27 protein-coding genes are annotated in these 20972 nt (G+C 71.1%); 23 read left to right on the forward strand and 4 right to left on the reverse strand.

Translation table 11 applies throughout. The features are described 5' to 3' along the window. Positions 1–11: 11 nt before the first annotated feature. From AAFN86_RS26850 to AAFN86_RS26865, 4 genes are read left to right on the forward strand one after another with little or no spacing between them, the layout of a single operon-like run. The gene (locus AAFN86_RS26850) at positions 12–365 is read left to right on the forward strand and encodes a hypothetical protein (RefSeq protein ID WP_347546693.1); all 354 of its coding nucleotides are present in this window, start codon (positions 12–14) and stop codon (positions 363–365) included. Beyond that, the gene (locus tag AAFN86_RS26855; RefSeq protein WP_347546694.1) at positions 362–967 is read left to right on the forward strand and encodes a hypothetical protein; all 606 of its coding nucleotides are present in this window, start codon (positions 362–364) and stop codon (positions 965–967) included. The genes AAFN86_RS26850 and AAFN86_RS26855 overlap by 4 nt, the downstream gene beginning before the upstream one ends. Next, on the forward strand, positions 967–1203 hold the full coding sequence (locus tag AAFN86_RS26860; protein ID WP_347546695.1) for a phage head-tail joining protein: 237 nt from the start codon (positions 967–969) through the stop codon (positions 1201–1203). The genes AAFN86_RS26855 and AAFN86_RS26860 overlap by 1 nt, the downstream gene beginning before the upstream one ends. Then, positions 1203–2648, forward strand: coding sequence for a phage portal protein (locus AAFN86_RS26865; RefSeq protein WP_347546696.1), 1446 nt, complete (start codon positions 1203–1205; stop codon positions 2646–2648). Before AAFN86_RS26860 ends, AAFN86_RS26865 begins: the two co-directional genes overlap by 1 nt. Positions 2649–2673: 25 nt before the next feature. On the opposite strand, the gene AAFN86_RS26870 is transcribed toward AAFN86_RS26865, so the two are convergent. Further along, positions 2674–3576 (reverse strand): hypothetical protein, encoded by a 903-nt coding sequence (locus tag AAFN86_RS26870; protein ID WP_347546697.1) that lies wholly within the window; start codon positions 3574–3576, stop codon positions 2674–2676. Between the two features lie 165 nt (positions 3577–3741). Here AAFN86_RS26870 and AAFN86_RS26875 point away from each other — a divergent pair, with 165 nt between their 5' ends. From AAFN86_RS26875 to AAFN86_RS26920, 10 genes are all read left to right on the forward strand, one after another. Continuing rightward, a complete protein-coding gene (locus AAFN86_RS26875) occupies positions 3742–5847 on the forward strand; it encodes a prohead protease/major capsid protein fusion protein (RefSeq protein ID WP_347546698.1) in 2106 nt (701 codons plus the stop codon). A gap of 89 nt (positions 5848–5936) precedes the next feature. After that, the gene (locus AAFN86_RS26880) at positions 5937–6287 is read left to right on the forward strand and encodes a DUF2190 family protein (protein WP_347546699.1); all 351 of its coding nucleotides are present in this window, start codon (positions 5937–5939) and stop codon (positions 6285–6287) included. Beyond that, positions 6287–6685 carry a M15 family metallopeptidase gene (locus AAFN86_RS26885; RefSeq protein ID WP_347546700.1) on the forward strand — a complete coding sequence of 133 codons (399 nt, stop codon included), beginning with the start codon at positions 6287–6289 and terminating at the stop codon, positions 6683–6685. The genes AAFN86_RS26880 and AAFN86_RS26885 overlap by 1 nt, the downstream gene beginning before the upstream one ends. Continuing rightward, on the forward strand, positions 6685–7074 hold the full coding sequence (locus tag AAFN86_RS26890; protein ID WP_347546701.1) for a hypothetical protein: 390 nt from the start codon (positions 6685–6687) through the stop codon (positions 7072–7074). The genes AAFN86_RS26885 and AAFN86_RS26890 overlap by 1 nt, the downstream gene beginning before the upstream one ends. Beyond that, positions 7052–7240 carry a hypothetical protein gene (locus tag AAFN86_RS26895; RefSeq protein WP_347546702.1) on the forward strand — a complete coding sequence of 63 codons (189 nt, stop codon included), beginning with the start codon at positions 7052–7054 and terminating at the stop codon, positions 7238–7240. Before AAFN86_RS26890 ends, AAFN86_RS26895 begins: the two co-directional genes overlap by 23 nt. Beyond that, positions 7237–7545 carry a hypothetical protein gene (locus AAFN86_RS26900; RefSeq protein ID WP_347546703.1) on the forward strand — a complete coding sequence of 103 codons (309 nt, stop codon included), beginning with the start codon at positions 7237–7239 and terminating at the stop codon, positions 7543–7545. The genes AAFN86_RS26895 and AAFN86_RS26900 overlap by 4 nt, the downstream gene beginning before the upstream one ends. Positions 7546–7554: 9 nt before the next feature. After that, positions 7555–7875 (forward strand): phage holin family protein, encoded by a 321-nt coding sequence (locus tag AAFN86_RS26905; RefSeq protein WP_347546704.1) that lies wholly within the window; start codon positions 7555–7557, stop codon positions 7873–7875. Beyond that, the gene (locus AAFN86_RS26910) at positions 7872–8600 is read left to right on the forward strand and encodes a DUF6441 family protein (RefSeq protein ID WP_347546705.1); all 729 of its coding nucleotides are present in this window, start codon (positions 7872–7874) and stop codon (positions 8598–8600) included. The genes AAFN86_RS26905 and AAFN86_RS26910 overlap by 4 nt, the downstream gene beginning before the upstream one ends. 2 nt (positions 8601–8602) lie before the next feature. Beyond that, on the forward strand, positions 8603–9043 hold the full coding sequence (locus AAFN86_RS26915; protein ID WP_347546706.1) for a hypothetical protein: 441 nt from the start codon (positions 8603–8605) through the stop codon (positions 9041–9043). A 34-nt stretch (positions 9044–9077) separates the two neighbouring features. Further along, positions 9078–10034 carry a phage tail tube protein gene (locus tag AAFN86_RS26920; RefSeq protein WP_347546707.1) on the forward strand — a complete coding sequence of 319 codons (957 nt, stop codon included), beginning with the start codon at positions 9078–9080 and terminating at the stop codon, positions 10032–10034. An 86-nt stretch (positions 10035–10120) separates the two neighbouring features. Here AAFN86_RS26920 and AAFN86_RS26925 read toward each other — a convergent pair whose 3' ends face one another. Together AAFN86_RS26925 and AAFN86_RS26930 are read right to left on the reverse strand one after the other, a co-directional pair. Further along, positions 10121–10564, reverse strand: a complete 444-nt coding sequence (locus tag AAFN86_RS26925) for a hypothetical protein (protein ID WP_347546708.1) — start codon at positions 10562–10564, stop codon at positions 10121–10123. Further along, complete coding sequence (locus tag AAFN86_RS26930; RefSeq protein ID WP_347546709.1) at positions 10564–11013, reverse strand: hypothetical protein; 450 nt, start codon at positions 11011–11013, stop codon at positions 10564–10566. Before AAFN86_RS26930 ends, AAFN86_RS26925 begins: the two co-directional genes overlap by 1 nt. Positions 11014–11131: 118 nt before the next feature. On the opposite strand from AAFN86_RS26930, the gene AAFN86_RS26935 reads away from it, so the two are divergent. Beyond that, positions 11132–11509 carry a hypothetical protein gene (locus tag AAFN86_RS26935; RefSeq protein WP_347546710.1) on the forward strand — a complete coding sequence of 126 codons (378 nt, stop codon included), beginning with the start codon at positions 11132–11134 and terminating at the stop codon, positions 11507–11509. Between the two features lie 164 nt (positions 11510–11673). Further along, entirely contained in the window at positions 11674–11820 is a 147-nt protein-coding gene (locus tag AAFN86_RS26940; protein WP_347546711.1) for a hypothetical protein, read from the forward strand. Positions 11821–11887: 67 nt separating this feature from the next. Here AAFN86_RS26940 and AAFN86_RS26945 read toward each other — a convergent pair whose 3' ends face one another. Then, entirely contained in the window at positions 11888–12532 is a 645-nt protein-coding gene (locus AAFN86_RS26945; RefSeq protein ID WP_347546712.1) for an EcsC family protein, read from the reverse strand. An 85-nt stretch (positions 12533–12617) separates the two neighbouring features. Here AAFN86_RS26945 and AAFN86_RS26950 point away from each other — a divergent pair, with 85 nt between their 5' ends. Genes AAFN86_RS26950 through AAFN86_RS26980 form a run of 7 tightly spaced genes read left to right on the forward strand, consistent with a single transcriptional unit; the run spans position 12618 to position 20891 of the window. Next, positions 12618–14786 (forward strand): tape measure protein, encoded by a 2169-nt coding sequence (locus AAFN86_RS26950; RefSeq protein WP_347546713.1) that lies wholly within the window; start codon positions 12618–12620, stop codon positions 14784–14786. A 15-nt stretch (positions 14787–14801) separates the two neighbouring features. Then, complete coding sequence (locus AAFN86_RS26955; protein ID WP_347546714.1) at positions 14802–15491, forward strand: hypothetical protein; 690 nt, start codon at positions 14802–14804, stop codon at positions 15489–15491. Then, entirely contained in the window at positions 15488–16096 is a 609-nt protein-coding gene (locus tag AAFN86_RS26960; RefSeq protein ID WP_347546715.1) for a hypothetical protein, read from the forward strand. The genes AAFN86_RS26955 and AAFN86_RS26960 overlap by 4 nt, the downstream gene beginning before the upstream one ends. Next, positions 16093–16671, forward strand: coding sequence for a hypothetical protein (locus tag AAFN86_RS26965; RefSeq protein WP_347546716.1), 579 nt, complete (start codon positions 16093–16095; stop codon positions 16669–16671). Before AAFN86_RS26960 ends, AAFN86_RS26965 begins: the two co-directional genes overlap by 4 nt. Continuing rightward, positions 16671–17024, forward strand: a complete 354-nt coding sequence (locus AAFN86_RS26970) for a DUF6950 family protein (protein WP_347546717.1) — start codon at positions 16671–16673, stop codon at positions 17022–17024. Before AAFN86_RS26965 ends, AAFN86_RS26970 begins: the two co-directional genes overlap by 1 nt. A 21-nt stretch (positions 17025–17045) precedes the next feature. Further along, positions 17046–19052: a phage tail protein gene (locus AAFN86_RS26975; protein WP_347546718.1), complete on the forward strand. Its 2007-nt coding sequence runs from the start codon at positions 17046–17048 to the stop codon at positions 19050–19052. 12 nt (positions 19053–19064) lie between these two features. Further along, positions 19065–20891: a hypothetical protein gene (locus AAFN86_RS26980; RefSeq protein ID WP_347546719.1), complete on the forward strand. Its 1827-nt coding sequence runs from the start codon at positions 19065–19067 to the stop codon at positions 20889–20891. Positions 20892–20972: the final 81 nt, after the last annotated feature.

Below are 20972 nucleotides of genomic sequence, written 5' to 3' on the forward strand. Positions count from 1 at the left end.
TGGAGATCTCCATGACCGCCATCGTCCCGGTGCGCACCAGCATCGCCGCCGGCCAAGCGCTGAGCGGACCCGTTGCCACCGTCGGCTATGGCGTCTGCCTGCTGCTGCTGCCCGCCGCCTGGACCGATGCGCCGCTCACCTTGCAGGGCTCGCTCGACGAGGGTGAGCCCACCGTTTGGGCCGATCTCTACGACCACCTGGGCAACGAGGTGGTGCTGACGGTCGCCGCCGGCCGCGCGCTCACCCTGCCACCCACGCTGCTGCTCGGGTGGCGCTGGCTGCGCCTGCGCTCCGGCCTCGCCGCCGCGCCCGTGAATCAGGCCGCGGAACGCCTGATCACCCTCGGCATCCGGCCCCTGGCATGACCGCGCTGTTCCAGCACTACCTGCCGCAGGCGCCGGCGATGCTGCCCTACGTGTCGGGGCGCTTCTACGCCTCGCAGCATGCGCGCGCGGTCGGCGGCGCGGTCGCGATGACGGCGAACCGGCTCTACTGCGTGCCCTACGTGCTGGCACGTCCCGGGCTGTTCTCGGCTATGGCTGTCAGTGTGACGACCGGCGCGGCCGGACTCCTGCGTATGGCGCTGGCCGCCGACAACGGCGCCGGCCGGCCGGGGGCGGTGATCGAGGAGCCGGTGACGGACGCCGACACCACCTCCGCCGGCAATGCGCTCTGCCCCTTCGCGCAGCCGCGCTGGATCTCGGCCGGAGTCTGGTGGCTGCTGCTGTGCTTTTCGGGGGCGCCCTCGGTGCGCGGCACCAGCACACAGGCGTTCAGCGGGGGGAACACGCTGCTGCTCGGCTCGGCTGCAGCCGACGGCGGCGCCGGTGGCGGCACCGGCAGCGAGAACGGGTTCTTCGCGGCGCTGACGCATCAGGCGGGCGTGCCAATCATGCCGAACCCGCCGAGCGGGCTGTCCTATCTGGCCAACGCAGCGACGCCGCTGCCGACGCTGCGGGCGGCCTGATGGACCCGACCGTCCTGGCCTGGGCGCTGGCGCAACCGGCCGGCAGCCGCGCGACGGTGCTGGCCGCTGCTTACACGGGCGGCACCACGCGCTTGACCTTCGACGGGCGCACCGTCGAGTACCGCTCGCTGGATGAACTCGGGCGGGCGCTGGCGGTGCTCCACGCGGCGGAGAACAGCGCCGCGCGTCGCCCCAGCGTCACCTTTGCCAGCTTCTCGCGCGAGGGAAGCAGGTGATGGGCCGTCTCCGTGATGCATGGAATGTCCTGCGCGGCTACGCCGCGGCGCAGGACCAGCGCGGCTCGGCCTGGGCGCCGTCGGGCGGCAGCGCCAATGCCGAGGTCGGCGTGGCCGCGGCGACGGTCGCCCGCCGCGCGCGCGACGCCGTCAGGAACGATCCCTATGCCAGCCGCATCGTCGACCTCTGGACCGGGAATGCGATAGGCGCCGGCATCACCACCCGCTGGCCCGAGGACGCGCATGGTCGCGCCTGGCAGCGCTGGGCGGAGAGCACCGCCTGCGACGCCGAGGGGCGGCTCGATCTCTACGGCCTGCAGGCGCTGGTGATGCGGGCGGTGGTGGAGAGCGGCGAGTGCTTCGTTCGCTTCCTGTTGGTGCCACCGTCGCCATCGAACCCGCTCGGCCTTCGCCTGCAGGTGCTGGAGGCGGACCATCTCGACACCGCGCGCAACGGCATGGTCGAGGGCGCGCCGACCATCCAGGGCATCGCGCTCGGCGAGGCCGGCGCACCGATAGGCTACTGGTTGCATCGCGTCCACCCTGGCGCGGCCTGGATCCTGCCAGGGGCGACCTGGCAGAGCAGCGAGCGCATTCCGGCATCGGAGGTGCTGCACGTCTATCGCAAGCGCCGCCCCGGCCAGCTGCGCGACGTCTCCTGGCTGGCGCCGGTGCTGCTCCGCCTGCGCGACCTCGGCGACTATGAGGCCGCCCTGCTGATGAAGGCCAAGATCGAGGCCTGCCTCGCGGCGGTGGTCACCGAGGAGGGCGACGAGGCGCTGACGGGTGCCGCTGCGGGCCTGCTCCGCGACGCGCAGGGCCGCACGGTCGAGAGCTTCGAGCCGGGCATGATCCTCTACCGCCGCGGCATGGGCTCGGTGGAGGTGGTGAACCCGTCCGGCGGCGGCAGCCACGCCGCGTTCGCGCGCCGTGCCCTCGAGGCCGCCGCCGTCGGCGCCGGTCTCACCTACGACCAGGTCTCCGGCGACCTGACGCAGGCGAACTACTCGTCGCTCCGCGCCGGCAAGATCGAGTTCCGCCGGCTCTGCGAGCAGGTGCAGTACGGCATGCTGATCCCGATGCTGGTGCGTCCCATCGCCGAGCGGTTCCACGCGCAGGGCGCGCTGCTGGGCCTCTGGGGGGCGGACATGCCGGACGGCGTCAGCCATGTCCCGCCGGCGCATGAGATGATTGATCCGCTCAAGGACACCACGGCGCTGATCGCCCAGGTGCGCGCCGGCTTCGTGCCGCAGCCCGAAGCGGCCGGGGCCTTCGGCTACGACTTCCGTGCGGCGGTGGAGATGATCCGCGAGGCGAACGCGCTGCTCGACGAGGCCGGCATCTCGCTCGACACCGATCCGCGCCGTGTGGCGAAGTCCGGCGCGGCGCAGGACGCCGCGCAGATGGCTGCGGTCGAGATCGCAGCCACCGGGGCTGCGACGTGATTTTCCGCTAGGCCACGACGCCACCTTATGCGCCGTCTTGCAGCCGTCGCGGTACGCCGTGTCGGAGCCAAGCACGGACAGTCGACACGAACTCATCTACTGGGATGTAGTTTCGGCTCGGTGCCTCCCGAGCGTAGCTGACCGCATAAAGGCGGACTGTTCCGCCAGAGGTCACGACGTCGTCTTGCAGAAGTCTCCATACAGCGCGACCCACTCCCACGTAGCCAATGGGAGATTCTTGTGAGCTATGCGCCTCGAGAATTTCTGCAGCTGTCATGCGCGAGTCCGCGTGGTCATCCTTCGTACCAGCCACTGCCCGAAGCCAACACTCCCAGCCCAGAGCATGGCGCAGCAGTCGAACCCAATACGAGGCGGCCGCCACGTCACGGTAATCGTAAGCGATCTCTTCCCAAGTGAGAGTCTGATGCGCGGGGGAGTCGGGCAAGAGCCGCCGGATGCCTTCCGCGAGCGACGCAGGTACCAGTGCAATTTGGAGAGCATCGCAGCCGCCGACAATCTCCTTGAGTGGCTCGACAACGTATTCCCGCTGGCGACGAAGCTGCTCGGCCATATTCTCGGGAGTTCCCGAGCTAAAGAGCTTCGCTTCGAGCACAAGGAGCAGCGGGTTGGGCGCATCGATTAGGATGACGACGTCAGGAGTATCGCCGGTCAGCTGCGGGAGCAGGTGACCGTGCGGTGAGTTGCGCCGCCCGCGGATCGCATCGCGGAGATCATATTCAGTGAAGAGCTGGGTGTTGGTCGAGTCGGGCATCAGGTCAGCCCTGACATCTGACCGACCGAGGCGCTGGAGCAAGCGCTGCAGCCCATCCGTGCAGATTATGCCGGGCAGTACCGTTGCCGCGTAGTAGCGCTCCTTTCGATTCAAGGGCAGCCGATCATCGCGCGCAAAGAGATCCTCTAGCGACACTGCGTGTCCTTCCAAACTCACTGCCAGGCCGGTGTAGCCCGTATGGGGACCGCCGTACCGATGAACTCTGCATTGCGCAGTGGGGCGACCCTCAGTGCTGATGCCGCAATCGCGGGCTCTCAGATCCGTCGACCCAGCGCAGCCAAGCATTAGGACCAGAATGGGATGAATGAGGCGACCGCTGTGAGCGGCGATGACGCCGTGTGCGCCGGCCCCGATGCACCGGCCGCTAGGGATTTTCCCTTGGTCGCGCAGCGTGCCATCACCGCGCCTGCCACCGTCGACCGAGCCGCCCGCACCGTCGAGGTGGTGTGGAGCACCGGCGCGCGCGCCCGCAACTTCGTCCCCGCCCTCGGCCTGATCACCGAGGAGCTGGAGATGTCGCCGAACGCGGTGCGCATGGACGCGTTGCGCTCCGGCCGCGCGCCGGTGCTCGACACCCACCGCCGCGGTGGCGCCCGCGACGTGCTCGGCCGTGTGGTTGCTGCCCGCCTCGAGCGTGGGCGCGGCTACGCCACGCTGCAGTTCAGCACCGCCGCGGACATCGAGCCCGTCTGGCAGCGCATCGCCGACGGCACGCTGCGCGCGGTCAGCGTCGGCTATCGCGTGCATCGCTACGAGCCGCGGCCCGACGCCGCCACCGGCGAGACCGTCCACCGCGCGGTGGATTGGGAGCCCTTCGAGATCTCCGTCGTGCCGGTCCCGGTGGATCGCGATGCGGCGGTGCGGGGTGAGGCGCCGCAGGGCGCGCCCGCCATCGCCATCGAGCCCGCCCTGCCTGATGAGGATTCACCCATGCCCGAGACGACGCCGGAGACCCCGGCTGCTGCCCCGTCGGCGCCGCCCTCCGCCGCGCCGTCCAACCCGCCCCAGGAGACCACGGTGACCACCACACCCAGCCCCGCGCCCAGCGCCCTGGCACCCACCCGCGCCGCACCGGACCTCGATGCGGTCCGCGCCGAGGCCCAGCGCGCCGAGCGCGAGCGCATCGCCGGCATCGACGCCGCGGTCGACGCCGCCCGCGCCTTGCTGCCGGCGGACCGCATCACCCCGGTGCGTGCCGAGGCCATCGCCCAGGGCTGGACCGGAGACCAGGCCCGCCGCGCCCTGTTCGACGCCCTGGTGGCGCAGGGGCCGCGTCCCTCCATCCCCGCCCGCCCCGAGACCGGCCCAGGCCACGATGACCCGGCGCAGATCCTCGACGCCATGGCCGAGGCTCTCGCTGCCCGCGCCATGCCTGGCTACCAGCCCCAGGGGGAGAATGGTCGCTCGGGCCGCCACGCCGAATTCATGGGCTGGCGTCCCTCGGACATGATCGGGGAGCTGCTCCGCGCCCGCGGCGAGCGGAGCGTGCCCCGCAACCCGACCCTGCTCGCCGAGCGCGCTTTCCACACCAGCTCGGACTTCCCGCTGCTGCTCGCGGCGGCCGCCAACAAGATGCTGCTCGCCGCCTACCAGCCGGCGCAGCCGACTTACCGTCAGGTCTTCCTCCGGCGCGACTTCCGCGACTTCAAGCCGCACCGGCACCTGCGCATCGGCGACTTCCCGACCCTGCTGCCGCTCGCCGAGAACGGCGAGATCCAGGTCGGCACCATGTCCGAGAGCCAGGAGATCGTCCTGCTGCAGACCTTCGCGCGGCGCATCCGCGTCACGCGGCCGATGCTGGTCAACGACGACCTCGGCGCCTTCACCGACTTCGCCGCCGCCATCGGCCGCCGCGTTGCCGAGTTCGAGAACGCCACCGCCTACAATCTGCTGAACAGCGCCAATGGCGAGGGCCCGACGCTGACCACCGGCAGCGCGCCCGTGTTCGCCACCGGTGCGGCGCGCGCCAACAAGGCCAGCACCGGCACGGTGCTCGACACCACGACCATCGGCGCTGGCCGCACCGCCGTCATGAAGCAGCGCACGCTGGACGGGCTGCCCATCTCCATGGGGCAGACCATGCGGCTGCTGGTCGGGCCGAACCTCGAGCTCGCCGCCCGCCAAGCGACGGTGGTCGTGCAGGCGAGCGAGATCGGCAAGGCGAACGTCTTTGCCGGCTTCGTGCAGCCGGTGATCGAGCCGCTGATCCAGGCGAACCGCTGGTACCTGTTCTCCGACCCGGTCGCGGCACCCGTCTATGTCTACGGCTACCTCAACGGGGCCGAGGGGCCGCAGGTCACCACCGGCCCGGTGCAGGGCGCAGACGGCGTCGAGGTCAGCGTGATCTTCGACTTCGGCGTCGGCGCCATCGACTGGCGCGGCGCCTGGTTCAACCCGGGCACCTGATCCCGCCGCTCCATTCCATTCCATCCGTAGCGCGCCAGGGCGCCGCCGGAGCTCCGGTCGGCGCCCTGGCGCTTTCAGGAGACCCTCCCATGCGCAACTGCATCCGTCCCGACGCGCGCTCCATCCCGATGGTGGTGCCCTATGCCGGGGGCATCCTCTCTGGCCAGGGCATGCTGGTCGGCGCCTTCTTTGGCGTGGCGGCGTCCGACGCCGCGCAGAATGCCAGCGTCGACTGCGAGACCCGCGGCGAGTTCGAACTCACCAAGGAGCCCGCGCTCGCCATCAGCCAGGGCGTGCGGGTGTTCTGGGACAACACCAATCGCCGCATCACTACCACCGCGACCGGCAACTTCCAGGTCGGCCTCTGCACGGTCGCGGCGCTGGCGGCCGATGCCACGGTGCGGGTGATGCTGGCCCGTGTGCCGGCCTCGGGGGCGTGATGGCCACGCTCCTGCCGCGCGACCGCGCGCGCCTTGAGGGCGTGCACCGCGACCTGGTGCGCGTCGTCGAACGGGCCCGGCTGGCGGTGCCCTTCATCGTCACGGAGGGGCTGCGCACGCGCGAGCGCCAGGCCCGGCTGGTCGCGATCGGTGCCTCGCGCACCATGAACAGCCGGCACCTCACCGGTCATGCCGTCGATCTCGCCTACTGGCTCGACGACGGCGACGGCTCGGTGGAGCAGGGCGAGATCCGCTGGGATTGGCCGCTGTACGAGCAGATCGGCACGGCGATGAAGGCCGCGGCGAAGGAGCTCGGCGTGCCGATCGTCTGGGGCGGCGACTGGGCCTCCTTTCGCGACGGGCCGCATTTCGAGCTCGACCGCAGGGCCTATCCCTGATGGGCGCGGCGATCCTTGCGCTGCTCGGCCGGCACGCGCTGCCGATTGGGATCGCGGCAGCAATCCTGCTCTCCGCCGCGGCCGCCTGGCACTTCCGGTCGCAGCGCGACGCCGCCCGCCTGGATGCCGCGACGGCCACGCGCACCGCCGAGGCCAATGCGGCGGCGCTGGTCCGCGCCACCGCCGAGCACGCCCGCCACATCGCCGCGCTGACCGGCGAGGCCGAACGCGCCCGCGCCCAGGCAGCCCGCCTCGGCGCCAATCTGGAGGCCCTCCGCCGTGATCCGAGCCACGCTGCCGGCGCTGCCCCTGTGCTGCGCGATGCTGTCGAGCGCCTGCGCGCCAACCGCGCCGCCGGAGATCCGGTTGCTGCCGCTCCGTCTCCCTGACGCGCTGCTGGTCTGCGCCGCGGCGCCGGTTCTCCCTTTCGGGGATGGCCTGACCCAGGGGCAGGTGGCGGAGCTGCTGCTGGCCTATGACGCCGCCCATGCCGACTGTGCCGGGCGGCTCGCCGCGGTGCGGCGGCTGAACCCCGCCGACGGGGGCGAGCAGTGAACGCCTTCACCGACGCGATGGCGGCCCTGGTCGCCGATCCGAACCTGGGGGCCGACGCCGTCTACCGGCAGGGCGGCAGTGGCCCACCCATCAGTCTCCGCGTCCTGCGGTCGTCACCCGACCGTGTCGCCGACGCCTTCGGCACCGAGATCCTCTCGGCCACCGACATCCTCTCCGTCGCCATCGCTGTCCTGCCCGACCTCGCCGCCGGCGACAGCTTCGTCCTCGGCCCGGATCTGCTCACCGTCACCCATGCCGAGCGCGACGCCTCCGGCACCGCCTGGCGCGTGCTCTGCCAGCGATAGGAATCCGCCATGCCGCAGAACGCCCTCACCCTGCTGGAGATCCTGCGCGACCTGCTGCTCGGCGCCGCCGCCGGCCTCGCCGGTGGCTTCGTGCGCTGGAACAACCCCGAGCGCCGGCGCTTTGGCTGGTGCCTCGCCTGGGAGGTCCCCTCCGCCGCCCTGGTCGGCAGTGCCGGCTATGCGCTCGGGGGCTTCGTCGAGCTCAACGAGTACGGCCGGTTCCTCTTTGCCTTCGTGTTCGGCTACCTCGGCCAGGCGGCGCTGCACGACCTCGCCGTCGCCATCATCCGTCATCGCACCGGCCTGCCGCCTGACGGCGGCACGCCATGAGGCTCGCCGCCAGAATCGTCGGCGATCTGCGGCAGGTGCTCGCCGCCGAGGTCCGCGCCGGCGAGCGCGCGGCGATGACAGCGATCCGCGCCGAGACCGAGCAGGTCAAAGCGGAACTGCGCCGACAGGTCACCAGCAGCTTCGGTGGCAATGCGCGTGGCATCGCCCATGCCTGGCGCTCGCAGGTGTTTCCTCGCTCGGGGCAGTCACTGCGTCCCGCTGGGCTGGTCTGGACCAAGGTGCCGAATGTCATCGACGCCTTCGAGCGCGGTGCGCTGATCCGGGCCAAGGGCGGGCGGAAATTCCTGGCGATCCCTACGGGCTTCAATGCGGCGCGGGGGCGCCGGGGACGCGGCGAGAAGGGCCTGCGGGTGACACCGGCGCAGATGGTCGCCTCCGGGCAGGGCTTTCTGCGGCCGTTCCAATCCGGGCGCGGCTTCGTGTGGTGCCTGCCGCTACGTCAGGGGGAGCAGACCGGCCGACGTCGGCGCACCCGGCTGGTCGCCGGTGGCCTGGCCGAGATCGGCACCGGCAACCGCAAGGGTCGCGAGGCCTGGGCGCGCGGCATGCTCGCCCGCGGGATGGTGCCGATGTTCCTGCTGCTGCCGCAGGTGAAGCTCGCTAAGCGGCTCGACGTGAAGGGTGCCGCCGAGCGCGGCCTGCGCCGGCTGCCGGGGCGCTTTGTCGCGGCCTGGGAACGCGAGAGCGGGAGGGCGGCGCCGTAAGCATGCGGGAGGCTGCGATCGCGGCGCTGCACAGCCGGCTGGCCACATCCTTGGCCGGCAGGAATCCGGCGCCGCTGGTGCTGCGCGGCGAGACCGTGCCGCAGCGCCTGCCGCCGGGCGGGCTGGTCCTCATCCGCGATGGCGAGACCGTCGACGAGACGGCATTCCTCTCGCCACTCGCCTGGGCGATCGAGCACCGCGCCGAGGTCGAAGTCACCGTTGGTGGCGCGACGCCGGCGGCGAGGAATGCTCTGCTCGATGCGCTGCTGGTGGACCTCGCCGCCGCTATTACCGCGGATCGCACCCTCGGCGGCGCGGTGGAGTGGGCGCAGCCCGGCGCGCCCGAGTTCGAGGACGTCGAGTTCGAGGGCGCGGCTGCGGCTAGGGCTGCCTCCATCCCCGTCGCGCTGTTCTTCACCGTCGCCGGCTCGCCGCTGGCCTGACGCTGCTTCCTCCCGCTGATCCCGGAGACACCCGATGCCCCGTGCCATCGGCGCCAATTGCCGCCTGCTCATGATTCCCGAGGCGACCTACGGCACCGCGCCATCGGGCGACTGGCTGCGCATGCCGTTCCTCTCCTGTGACCTCGGCGCCGAGCAGCCGCTGCTCGATGCCGACGTCATTGGCGTCGGCAGCAGCCGCGATCCCGCGGCGCCGTTCCTCGACACCGTCACCGTGCAGGGCCAGGCGGTGGTGCCGGTGGACCTCGTCAACATCGGCCACTGGCTGCGTCTGCTGCTCGGCCCGCCGACCACCACCGGCACTAGCCCCAATTTCATTCACAGCTTTGGCTCGGGCGCCGCCTCGCTACCTTCGAACAGCATCGAGATCGGCTATCCCGACGTGCCGAACTACGACCTCTGCACCGGCGTGCGCGCCGACACGCTGGAGATCGATTTCTCGCCGACTGGGCCTGCGACGGCGACCTTCGGGCTGATGGGGCAGGGCTCGGTGCGCGGTGCCGCAAGTTCGGGCGGCACGCCGACCAGCGCCGCATACACCGCCTTCAACAAGGCGCAGGGCGCGATCAGCCGGAACGGCTCGGCACTCGCACAGGTGACCGGGGCGCGGCTCACCTACGCCAATGGCATGGAGATGGTCCGCACCATCCGCGCCGACCGGAAGGTGGAGGGCGTCGATCCCGGCATCGCGCGCGCCACTGGCCAGATCACCGCGCGCTTCGCGGACACCGCGCTGCTGACCCAGGCGCAAAACAACGCGCCGGCCGAGTTCGCCTTCAGCTACACGATCGATGCGAACCGCAGCCTCACCTTCACGCTGCACGAGGTGTATCTGGCGCTGGCGAAGACCCCGGTCGAAGGGCCGGGCGGCGTCGAGGCGAGCTTCGAGTTCCGCGCGGCCTTCAACGCAACCGCGACGCGCATGATGACCGCAGTGCTGAAGAACCAGCAGGCAGGGGCGGAGTACGCGTGATGCTCATCACGCAGCCCTCGGGCGGGCAGCGACCATAGAGTACGTGCTTCAGAAGCCTGACCTCCGCTCGATCAGCAAGCCGGGTCTTAGTGCATAAGCGTTCCGCGCGGTGGGCGCAGCAGCCCCTCGATCTTGCGCAGTGGCTTCCGGCCGAGATCACGGGGAGGGCCCCAGGGCTTCTTCTTGGTGAACTTTGGCGACAGTCGGACGGCGGGACGCTTGAGGCCAATCTCCTCGTAGAAGTGCGCAACCATAGCAGCGACTCCTACCGCCTTCGATGCTGGCACCGTGAAATGCTGGAAGGGGAACCTCCGCGCGCGCTCGTCTGTCCACCCTGTCAATGTGCTGAAGAGCCCGCACTTGCTGACAGCGCCGCGATTGAACGTTGCGTGTGCGATCGTCGGAGCGGGGATGATCACTTGCTGGAGAGCAAGCTTCGGCAAACGCGTGCGCGCTCGCAGTTCGACCGACATCGCCGGAGGCGCTGCGGGCTTCGATTTCCTTGCTGCAATGTCGAGACGCGGAGCCATCAGTCCTTCTCTCCTTCGGTGGGATCAGCGGTTATTGGAACCAGCAGTGCGTTGCCGCTCGCTGCCGCAGCGCGAGCCGCCGCACGTAGATTGGCAGGAGCACGGCGGAGGCTCTGGTGCTGCTTCGCCTGCTGGATCACCACGTACGTGTCCATCCGGACGAGATCGAAACCGGCCCTCGCAAGGTGCATTGCCACCTCGTCTAGGAAATGTTGGCCGAGCACCGGTCGACCAGTGATCTCTCGCACGCTGGCATGTGCAAGCCGAAAGCGGCGGCCTGCTGGCTGCCCGCCGAAGGGCGTCTCGTGGAGGAAGATTAGGGCAGCCGCCGTCTGCTCCGCGTCAAGGACGACTGACCCAGTGTCGACCTTGGCAGGTGCTGCGGGAAAACGTTCGTCTTCCTTCGGTTTCGGAAGTTGCGCTGGCTGACGGGCCACCAAACTCACCATCAATGTTGATCAGGTTAATGTGAAAGGTTGATCGGATCAACATCAATGTCAACAGCCCGAGCGCAGCGCCGCTGCGCTGCTAGCCGGCGCAGATCAAGGCTAATGGATGGAGTCGCCCATGCTCACCCTCGACCTCCCGGCCGAGCCGTACTGGCTCGACCTGCCGCGCGGCGTCCGCGTGGAGATCCGACCCGTCACCACCGCCGTCATGGCGGCTGCCCAGGCCACCGCCGCGCGCCGCCTCGCCGCGATACGCATCGCCGACCCGGACCTCGACCCCGACATGTCGCGCGGCCTGTCCTTCGCCTTCCTGGTCAAGGCGCTGGCCCGCCACGCCGTGACCGCCTGGGAGGGTGTCGGCGATGCCGCCGGTAAGCCCCTGCCGCTCTCGCCCGAGGCGGTCGAGCGCCTGATGGACCTCGACGACATTGCTGCCGCCTTCTGGGACCGCGCCACCGCCCCGGTCGCCGCCGTGGCGCTGGAGGGAAACGGCTGAGGGCCCGCGCCGCCTGGCACTTCGGCCGCGGGCCCGACTACTGCCGCGGCTGCGCTGCTCTGGAGCGCGATTGCGGTTTGGCCTGCCCCTACGCCGCGCAGGCCCCCACCAGCCTCGAAGGCCACGCCTGCTGGTCTGCTGGCACGGCCTGCGCTGAGGCCACCATGGCCGGCCTGACGCTCGATACCGCCGGCGCGCTCGCCGCGGCGCGGGAACTGGGCGCTACGGGTTGGGCGGCTTCCGAGCTGCTGCTCGCCATCCGCATCGGCATGGCCGAGGGCGCCATCGATCGTCGCAATTCAAAGGCGTGACAGGACAAGTCCAGCTTAGGACTAGTTACGTTGCTAAGCGTGTGACCCTCTTCGGGAGAGTTGGTCCTCAGTCGTTCGGCTGAAGCAGCCGCTTCGCTGTCTTCCCCACAATGCGCGTGCCGATCGCATTCATGGTACCGCCCACCACTCCCCCAGCGACGGGCACGAGCTTCACGAGATTGATCGCGCCCTTTTGGCCAAACTTCGTTGCAAGGCGAAAGCCTACCGCCTTGTTGATCTGCGTTAGGACCGTGCCTGGCATTCGGCGTAAAGCGGTCTCCGCGCTCCTTGTCGCGATGGTCACGCCCACCTTGCCCAATGCCTCCTGGGCACCGCTGCCAAGAAGCGATGCATAGCAGAGAGTGCGAACACGATCCTCCTTTGGATCGAGCCCGAAGATGAGCGCGGTCGCGGCGACCATTCTCAACTGCACATACCAGAGCGCGGTCAGGTCGAGTGGTACTGTCACGGGCATGGCGAGCAAGCCCGGCAGGCCGTTAGCAAAACCGGAAAGACCGGTCTTGCCGCACTGCCAGGCGATGAGGTTGTCGACGGCCTTTGCGGGCGATTGGCCTCGCCGTTGGTAGTCCTCGGCGAGTTGGAAGCAGTTCTTCTGAATGCCGCCCAGCGTCGAATTGAGCGTGAGATCGTAACAGTAATCCAGGCTGCGGCCCACCCAGTTGGATGGGCTCTCGCCGTCGTCGTTGTCCATAGCACGGCCCCAGTACTTTAGGTCGATGCTGCAACGTGACGCTGACCGCAGCAAGCGGCATCGATTGCCTCTGTGGAGCTTGCTGATGGCCGACGCCACCCGCCGCGTCTCGGTCCGCCTGTCGCTGGACGACGCCGCCCGGGTCAAGGCCGGGCTGCGCGAGGTCGGCGAGACCGGCCAGCGCTCCCTCGACCAGATCACGGGCGGCGCCGAGCGCGCCTCCCGCTCGCTCGAACTGCTGGACGTTGCCACCCGCGGCATCCAGATCGCCGGCGTGGCAGTGGCCGCGCGTGCGCTGGTCCAGGCCGGCGACGCGCTGACGCAAAGCCTGTCCCGCCTGCAGAACGCCACCGGCTCGGTGGAGCGGGCGAGTTCGGTCTACGAGGTGCTGTACCGCAACGCGCTGCAGACCGGCGTCGCCGTCTCCGAGAGCGTCGACGCCTTCCAGCGCTTCTCGATCGCCGCGCGCGAGATCGGCGCCACCTCCGACCAGGTGGTCCGCCTCGTCGGCGGCCTGCAGCGCGTCGCCATCGTCTCCGGCGCCTCCACGCAGGAGATCTCCTCCGCCACCCTCCAGCTCGCCCAGGCCCTGGCCTCGGGTGTCCTGCAGGGCGACGAGCTGCGCTCCATCCTCGAGGCCATGCCGCTGTTGGCCGAGGGGCTGGCCAAGGAACTCGGCGTCTCGATCGGCGAACTGCGCAAGCTCGGCTCCGAGGGCAAGCTCACCGCCGAGCGGGTCTTCCCCGCCCTGCTGCGCGCGACCGAACGCCTCGGTGCGGAACTCGACCGCGCCCCGCTCTCCCTCGGCCGTGCCTTCGGGCAGCTGACGGCGTCGACGGAAAACTTCCTCGGCCAGCTCGACCGCGCCATCTGGCTGTCCAACGCATTGGCCCGGGCGCTGTCCGCTGCCGCACGCGCCGTGGACGGCGTCCGCCAGGGCGCCGGCCTGCTCAGCGAGGAGGAACGCTTTGCCGGCATGCGGCGCCAGGCCGAGGCGCTGGCGGCGCAGATCGCTCGGCTGGAAAGCCAGCAGGACGGCCGCGCCAGCCTCAGCGCGTCGGTCCGCCGCGGCAGCATCCGTCCTGGCTTGGTCGGCACCGCGGAGCAGCAGGCCGGGGTCGATCGCGCGGCCCGGCTGGAGGAGCTGCGCCGGCAGTACACGGAGCTCCAGGCCGAGATCACCCGCGGCGAGCAGGCCGCCGGCGAGCGCCAGCGGACGGAGCAGGAGACCGCCGCTGCCGCCGCGGCCGATGCCCGCGGTCGCCGCGCGACGCAGGACGTCCAGGAGCTCACCCGCGACCTCGACGACCGCTTTCGGATCAACCGGGAATACGAGGAGCGGGTCCGCCGGCTGCGCGAGGCGGAGGCCGCCGGTGGCGTCACCGCGGCTGAGCGCACCCGCCTCGAGACGCTGGCGCTGCAGGAGCGCGACGAGGCACTGCGTCGCCTCGAACCCCGCGTCGCCGCGGTCCGCCGCGCCAGCAATGAGGGCGCGCGGGAGGCGCGCGAGGCCGAGCGGGAGCTGAACGAGCTGCTGCGCGAGCGCGAGCGGCTGATCCAGAACAACGAGACCGCCTATGAGCGCTACCAGCGCCGCCTCGCCAACCTGTCCAGCCTCGTGGAACGGGCGGAACGGGCTGGCCGGGCGGTGCCCGACGAGACCATCCGGCGCGAGGCGGTCGCGGCGATGGAGGAACTGGAACAGGCTGAGGAGCGTGTGCAGCGCGGCGCGGAACGCACCTCCGACACCGTCCGCGAGTTGGGCCTGACGTTCTCCAGCGCCTTCGAGGACGCCATCGTCAAGGGCGAGAAGTTCTCCTCCGTGCTGGAGGGCCTGCTGCAGGACATCACGCGCATCCTCGCCCGCAAGGTCATCACCGAGCCGCTCGGCAATGCCGTATCGGCGGGGCTGTCGAGCATGGGCGCGGGAAGCTGGCTCGATTCCATCGGCGCCGCGATCGGCGGCCTGTTCCGCGCCGAGGGCGGGCCGGTCACCGCCGGCCAGCCCTATGTCGTCGGCGAGCGGGGCCCCGAATGGTTCGTGCCACGCCAGGCGGGGACGGTGCTGCCGAATGGCACCGCGCCGGGCGGGCCGACCATCCACACCAGCATCGCGATCGACGCGCGCGGCGCCGACGCCGGTGTCGAGGCGCGACTGCGGCTGCTCGCCGGCCAGATCGCCGGCCAGGCCTCGGCCATGACGCTGGATGCCATCCGCCGCGGCGGCGCGGCCTACGACACGGTGCGGGGATAGCGGGGAGGGGCGCGCATGACCGAATACGCCTGGCCCACCGCGCTGCGGCCGTCGCGGCTGAGCTTCTATCTGCAGCACAACACGCTGCGCTTCGTCTCGCCGGTCAGCCGCGCCACCCAGGTGCTGCGCCGCGACGGGGCGCGCTGGATCGCCGAGGCCAGCTTCGATCCGCTCAACCGCATCCAGGCCGGCGTGCTGGAGGGGCTGCTCGCCGCCCTGGCCGGATCCGCCAACACCATCCGCATTTGGGACTGGCGGCGCGAGTACCGCACCGGCGATCCGCGCAGCCAGGGGGAAGTGCCCTCCGGGCCGTACTCCTTCTCGGACGCCACCATCTTCACCGATGGCACGGGGCTGATGGTGGGCAGCGGCACGCCGTCGCTCGCGGCCGGCGCGGCGCGCGGGGCGCTGTCGCTCTCGACCCAGGGCTGGTGGCCGAACGCGGTGGCGGTCGGGGCGGGGGACCATATCGGCCTCGCCGGCCGGCTCTACATGGCGACCGAGCCGGTGGTGGCCTCCGGCACCGGCACGGCAACCATCCCGATCGCCCCGCCGCTGCGCGCCGCGGCCTCGCTCGCCGAGCCGCTGGTGCTGACCACGCCGACCGTCGCCATGCGCCTCGCCTCCGACGACGAGGGGGCGAACCCCACCCGGCCGGGGCGTTTCACCGCCATCACCATCCGCCTGGAGGAGGCGCTGCCATGAGCGAGGGCATCGCCGCCACGCCGCGCCTCTCGCCCCAGGCCGCGGCCGCCGCCACCGCGCCGGTCGCCAGCCCCGTCGTGCTCGTCGAACTCGCCTTTGCCTCCGGCCCCATCCGCGCCTGGACCGGGCGCGGCCCGCTCCATTGGGCGGGGGTGACCTACGAGGGCATGGGCACCATCGGCGCGGTCTCCGACATCGAGGAGACCGCCGAGCTCCGCGCGGTGCGCATCACGCTCACCCTCTCGCCCGTGCCGCAGGAGGTGGTGGACATCGCGCTGGCCGAGCAATCCTTCCGGCTGCGCCCGGCGCGGCTGTGGGGCGCGCTGCTCGATGCCGAGGGCGCCTTCGTCGCCGACCCTTTCCCGCTCTGGGCCGGGCTGATGGACACCATGCAGGTGGTTGACGGCGCGGAGGCCAGGATCTCGCTCACCTGCGAGAGCCGCCTCGTCGACCTCGAGCGCGCCGCGGCGTCGCTCGCCGAGCCGCTGGTGCTGACCACGCCCACTGTCGCCATGCGGCTCGCCTCCGACGACGAGGGGGCCAACCCCACCCGGCCGGGGCGCTTCACCGCCATCACCATCCGCCTCGAGGAGGCTCTCCCATGAGCGAGGGCATCACCGCCACGCCGCGGCTCTCGCCCCAGGCTGCGGCTGCCGCCACCGCGCCGGTCGCCACACCGGTGGTGCTGGTCGAGCTCGACTTCGCGTCCGGCCCCATTCGCGCCTGGACCGGGCTCGGGCCACTCCATTGGGCCGGCGTCACCTATGAGGGCATGGGCAGCATCGGCGCCGTCTCCGACATCGAGGAGACTGCCGAGCTGCGCGCCGTGCGCATCACCCTGACGCTCTCGCCGGTGCCGCAGGAGGTGGTCGATATCGCGCTCGCCGAGCAGTCCTTCCGGCTGCGCCCGGCGCGGCTGTGGGGCGCGCTGCTCGATGCCGAGGGCGCCTTCGTCGCCGACCCGTTCCCCCTCTGGGCCGGGCTGATGGACACCATGCAGGTGGTGGACGGGGCCGAGCCGCGGATCTCGCTGACCTGCGAAAGCCGCCTCGTCGACCTCGAGCGCGCCGAGGTGCGGCGCTACACCGACGCCGACCAGCAGGCCGAATATCCGGGGGACCGCTTCTTCGAGTTCGTCCCCGCCCTGCAGGAGGCGGAGATCCGGCTGCCGGCCAACTGATGGCCCGGCTGCCGGATTGGCCTTCGCGGCTGGCAGCGCTGCTCGCCGCGGCGGAGACGCGTCCCTTCGACGCCCATCGCTGGAACTGCGGGCGGTTCGCGCTGGCGGCGGTGCTGGCAATGACCGGCCGTCGGCCGGGGTGGCGCAGCCTGCCGACGCTGGAGGCCACCGCCGACAGCGCGGGCTTCCCGCGCATCCCGCCCAGTTTCGCGCGGGCGGGCGACGTCGTCCTCGCCGGCGACCCGCCGCGGCTCGGCGTCGTGGTCGAGGGCGGCCGCGCCGCCTTCGTTGGGCCGCGCGGCCTGGTCCGCATCTCTCTGACCGATTGCACCACTGCTTGGCGCATCGACTGACGCCTCGGAGGGCCGCGCCTGATGCCTGCCGCTGTCCCGCTCATCGCTGTCGCCGCTGCCGGCGTGGCCTCCGCCGCGCTCGGCGGCGGCATCATCGGCGCCGTGGTCGGCGCTGGCGCTGCCTTCATCGTCTCGGCCATCGGCCAGTCGGTCTTTCCGCAGAAGCAGAAAAAGCAGGCCAGCCTCAGCCCGCAGGCGGCGGCAATCGCCGGCTTCGACGCCGGCCAGCCGGGCGCCGGCCGCACCCAGGCCTTCCGCCAGCCGGTCACCGAGCATCAGATCGTCGTTGGCCGCTGCAAGGTGTCGGGGCCGATCGTCTTCCTGCACTCGGCGACCGACGACGAGGGCCGGGCGGACGGCTACTTCTATTCCGTCGTCGTGCTGGCGGCGCACCGGGTGCGGGCGATCGGCGAGGTGTTCCTCGGCGACAAGATCGAGAGCGACCCCTCGCTCGCCGGGCTGGTGCGCATCGACCGCCATCTCGGCGCCCCCGACCAGGCGGCCGACGCCAACCTGATCGCCGAGACCGGCGGCCAGTGGACCAGCGCGCATCGCGGCCGTGGCCGCGCCTATGTCGCCGTGCGCCTGAAGCTCACCGCCGAGGCCTTCCCCGCCGGCCCGCCCAACATCGCCGCCATCGTCGAGGGCGCCGACACCATCCTCGACCCGCGCACCGGTGCGGTGGGCTGGTCCGACAATCCCGCCCTGCTGCTCGCCTGGTACCTCACCGCGCCCTTCGGCTGGCGCGCGTCGTGGTACGATATCGACATCCCGGCGCTGATGGCGGCGGCCAACATCTGCGACGAGTTGGTCGGCACCCGGGCCGGGGTCTATGAGCGTCGCTACATCGCCAACGGCGTGCTCTCCCTCGCCGAGGGCAAGATCGCCATCACCCGCAAGCTCGCCGCCGCCATGGCCGGCGCGCTGGTGGTTTCGGGCGGGCGGTTCTTCATCCATGCCGGGGCGCCCGCGCTGCCGGCGGCGACGCTCACCTCCGACGACCTGCGCGGCGATGTCACCATCCAGGGCGCGCGGCCGCGACGCGATCTCTTCAACGGGGTGCGCGCAGTCTATGTCGAGCCGGCGGCCAACTGGCAGCCGACCGACGCGCCGCCGCTGCTGGCCTCCAACTACGTCGCCCAGGATGGCGGCGAGATGATCTACCGCGACCTCGAGTTCCCGCTGACCACCTCGGTCGCCACCGTGCAGCGGCTGATGAAGGTCGAGCTGGAGCGCAACCGCCGCCAGCGCACCGTGGCCTTCCCCGCCAACCTCTCCGCGCTGCGGCTGCGGCCGTGGGACGCGGCGACGGTGGCGCTCGACCGCCTCACCCCGTTCCCGGCGCGGGTCACCGCCTGGTCGCTCGCCGCCGAGGGTGGTGTCGACCTCACCCTGGAGGAGGAGGACGCGGCGGTGTGGGACTGGAACCCGGCGGTCGATGAGCGCGCCACCGGGAGTAACCCGGCCGTGGTGCTGCCGAACCCGGGCGTCATCGCCGCACCGGCCGGCATCACGGTGGAGACGCCGCAGACCACCGCCTTTGCCGTGCTCTCCCTGTCCTGGGCTGCGGTCGGCTCCTCGCACCTTGCCGGCTACCAGGTCGAGTTCCTACCGGCCTCGGTCGCGGCCTGGCAGGGCTACGGTGGGTCGTTGGGCGCCACCGCCGCCGCCATCCCCACCGCCGAGCCGACCGGCTTTCGGGTGCGCGCCGTGGCGCGTAGCGGCGCCGTGTCGGGCTGGCGGCAGGCGCTGGTGCCGGCCGCGGTGGCGGCGCCCACGGCGACGGGAATAGCCGGTGGCATCCGCCTCTCCGGCGGCTTCCCGCCCGATGCTGTCCGCCTGCAGGTGTTCGAGGCCAGCAGCAACAGCCTGGCTGCCGCGGTGAAATTGGCCACCGAGCCGACCAGCCTCTTCTGGGACCGCACCGGCCTCAGCGTCGGCGACACCCGTTGGTACTGGCTGCGCGCCGTCTCCGCCGAGAGCAACGTCTCGGCCCTCGTTGGGCCGGTGACAGCGACCGCGCTGTAAGGGTCATCTCCCATGCCTGCCCGCATCGACGACCTGCTGGTGCTCGACACCGCGGTCAGCAAGACCGACCTCGCCAAGTACCTGCGCGACCGCGAGACTGTGCTGCCCTCCGACTTCGGCGGCCTCGGCGACGGCGTCGCCGATGATCGCAGCGCCATCCAGGCGGCCTTCGATCGCGCGGCGGCGGACCAGAAGTTCGCGGTCATCCCGCCCGGCACCTGGAACGTCTCCGCCGGTGTCACCCTGGGCGGCGGCGCCCGCGGCCTGATCATGCACGGCGTCATCCGCTACACCGGCGCTGCCCCGGCGACCGTCCTGACCCTCGGCGACGGCGGCACCACCCGCAATGGCGAGAAGCACTATGCCGGGCTGCAGGTCATCCGGCAGATCCAGTCCGACTGGCTCGACGAGGCCGACATCGGCATCTTGGTGCGCAACATTGACGCCTCGGTGGTCGAGCTGCGCTTGGTCGCGGGCTTCACCATCGGCATGCGGACGCTGGGCGACGGCCGCGGCGTCGAGGACAGCACCTTCCATCTTGGCCGCATCCTCAACAACCGCATCGGCCTCGATATCCACTGCGCCACCGCGACCGCCTGGAACACCTCGATCCGCTACTATGGCGGGCACTTCGCGATCGCGACCGGGATCAATCCCGGCCTGGATCGCTTCGGGATCCGGCTGTCCAAGGCGGATGGCGCCTATTCCAACCACAACCGGCACGTCTTCGACGCGCCGAATTTCGAGCTGCGCCAGCTCGACCCCAATGTGGCGATCCCCTTCCTCAACGAGACCAGCGGCTCGGCAATCATCGGCCGCGCGCTGCGGATGGAGGCCTGCTCGCCGATCGTCGCCCGGCACACCGCCGCGGCGCAGGATTACGAGTACGAGGTCGCCTGGTCCAACACCTACCAGGTCGGCATCGACTACACCGCAACCGCCACCCGCTGCGGCAACACGGTGCTCAACCGCCATCGCGCGCCCGCCTCGCGACATCTGCGGCTGCTGGGGGCTGTGCCCAATGTCCGGGCCGCGGCCTTCCGGCACAGCGCCACCGAGATCGGCGTCGAGGGGCTGGCGGTGGTCGCGACCTCGACCACCAGCGCCACGACGCTGGCCGGGCTGTCCTTCAACGGGCTGGACGACATCACGCCCACCGCGCGCGGGCTGCTGCTTGAGGCACAGCGGGGGCTGGCCTTCGTGGTGGAGTGCAGCCAGGCGAAGGAGTTCGCCCTGGTCCATTCGCTCGTCGGCGGCGCCGACGGGGGACGGATCTTCGTGCGCTGCTTCGATGCGGCGATGAATGCGCGGGAGAATGTCGCGGGGGACGCGCTGGCCTCGATCACCACGCTGCTGTGGAATGTTCCGTCCAAGGCTTGGACCGGCGGGGCGGCAATGGCCGACGCCTCGCTCAACAAGCGCATGACAGTGCGGCTGGGGGCAGGGGTAGCCTTCGCGCAGATCGGCATCGTCGGCTTCGACGGGCAGATCGAGGTCGAGGCGCTGCGGCTCTACGGGTTGCCCGAGGCGGCACCGGCGCTGCTCTGCGGCACGCCCGCCCTGCCGGTGGGGCAGCGGGAGTTCGCCGCGGAGGTGGCGTGGGACCTGCCGTCGCTGGCGCCAGGGGCGACCAGCCTGCTCGACGTCACCGTCACCGGCGCACGGCAGGGGGATCTCGCCCACGGGGCGCTGGCTTCCTCGACGCGCTTCATCGAGCTTGATGCCGCAGCGTGGTCCAACAATACCGTGCGCGTCATGGCCAGGAACATCTCGCCGGCCACCTTCGACCTGGGTTCGGCAGTGCTGTCAGTACACGCAACGAAGCGGCGCCTGCCCTGAAGCGTGAGATAATCCGGAGCCGAGCCATAGCTGCGACGTCGCGGTGGTCCCACCGGTTCAGCGAACGGGCTTGACCGTGTT

This window comes from Roseomonas sp. CAU 1739 (assembly GCF_039839775.1).
Taxonomy (GTDB): Bacteria; Pseudomonadota; Alphaproteobacteria; order Acetobacterales; family Acetobacteraceae; genus Neoroseomonas.

Bases quoted from the DNA above. Each gene is read 5' to 3' on its own strand.
- AAFN86_RS26850 (WP_347546693.1), top strand. From the start codon at position 12: ATGACCGCCATCGTCCCGGTGCGCACCAGCATCGCCGCCGGCCAAGCG.
- AAFN86_RS26855 (WP_347546694.1), top strand. From the start codon at position 362: ATGACCGCGCTGTTCCAGCACTACCTGCCGCAGGCGCCGGCGATGCTG.
- AAFN86_RS26860 (WP_347546695.1), top strand. From the start codon at position 967: ATGGACCCGACCGTCCTGGCCTGGGCGCTGGCGCAACCGGCCGGCAGC.
- AAFN86_RS26865 (WP_347546696.1), top strand. From the start codon at position 1,203: ATGGGCCGTCTCCGTGATGCATGGAATGTCCTGCGCGGCTACGCCGCG.
- AAFN86_RS26875 (WP_347546698.1), top strand. From the start codon at position 3,742: ATGAATGAGGCGACCGCTGTGAGCGGCGATGACGCCGTGTGCGCCGGC.
- AAFN86_RS26880 (WP_347546699.1), top strand. From the start codon at position 5,937: ATGCGCAACTGCATCCGTCCCGACGCGCGCTCCATCCCGATGGTGGTG.
- AAFN86_RS26885 (WP_347546700.1), top strand. From the start codon at position 6,287: ATGGCCACGCTCCTGCCGCGCGACCGCGCGCGCCTTGAGGGCGTGCAC.
- AAFN86_RS26890 (WP_347546701.1), top strand. From the start codon at position 6,685: ATGGGCGCGGCGATCCTTGCGCTGCTCGGCCGGCACGCGCTGCCGATT.
- AAFN86_RS26905 (WP_347546704.1), top strand. From the start codon at position 7,555: ATGCCGCAGAACGCCCTCACCCTGCTGGAGATCCTGCGCGACCTGCTG.
- AAFN86_RS26910 (WP_347546705.1), top strand. From the start codon at position 7,872: ATGAGGCTCGCCGCCAGAATCGTCGGCGATCTGCGGCAGGTGCTCGCC.
- AAFN86_RS26915 (WP_347546706.1), top strand. From the start codon at position 8,603: ATGCGGGAGGCTGCGATCGCGGCGCTGCACAGCCGGCTGGCCACATCC.
- AAFN86_RS26920 (WP_347546707.1), top strand. From the start codon at position 9,078: ATGCCCCGTGCCATCGGCGCCAATTGCCGCCTGCTCATGATTCCCGAG.
- AAFN86_RS26925 (WP_347546708.1), bottom strand. From the start codon at position 10,564: ATGGCTCCGCGTCTCGACATTGCAGCAAGGAAATCGAAGCCCGCAGCG.
- AAFN86_RS26930 (WP_347546709.1), bottom strand. From the start codon at position 11,013: ATGGTGAGTTTGGTGGCCCGTCAGCCAGCGCAACTTCCGAAACCGAAG.
- AAFN86_RS26935 (WP_347546710.1), top strand. From the start codon at position 11,132: ATGCTCACCCTCGACCTCCCGGCCGAGCCGTACTGGCTCGACCTGCCG.
- AAFN86_RS26940 (WP_347546711.1), top strand. From the start codon at position 11,674: ATGGCCGGCCTGACGCTCGATACCGCCGGCGCGCTCGCCGCGGCGCGG.
- AAFN86_RS26945 (WP_347546712.1), bottom strand. From the start codon at position 12,532: ATGGACAACGACGACGGCGAGAGCCCATCCAACTGGGTGGGCCGCAGC.
- AAFN86_RS26950 (WP_347546713.1), top strand. From the start codon at position 12,618: ATGGCCGACGCCACCCGCCGCGTCTCGGTCCGCCTGTCGCTGGACGAC.
- AAFN86_RS26955 (WP_347546714.1), top strand. From the start codon at position 14,802: ATGACCGAATACGCCTGGCCCACCGCGCTGCGGCCGTCGCGGCTGAGC.
- AAFN86_RS26960 (WP_347546715.1), top strand. From the start codon at position 15,488: ATGAGCGAGGGCATCGCCGCCACGCCGCGCCTCTCGCCCCAGGCCGCG.
- AAFN86_RS26965 (WP_347546716.1), top strand. From the start codon at position 16,093: ATGAGCGAGGGCATCACCGCCACGCCGCGGCTCTCGCCCCAGGCTGCG.
- AAFN86_RS26970 (WP_347546717.1), top strand. From the start codon at position 16,671: ATGGCCCGGCTGCCGGATTGGCCTTCGCGGCTGGCAGCGCTGCTCGCC.
- AAFN86_RS26975 (WP_347546718.1), top strand. From the start codon at position 17,046: ATGCCTGCCGCTGTCCCGCTCATCGCTGTCGCCGCTGCCGGCGTGGCC.
- AAFN86_RS26980 (WP_347546719.1), top strand. From the start codon at position 19,065: ATGCCTGCCCGCATCGACGACCTGCTGGTGCTCGACACCGCGGTCAGC.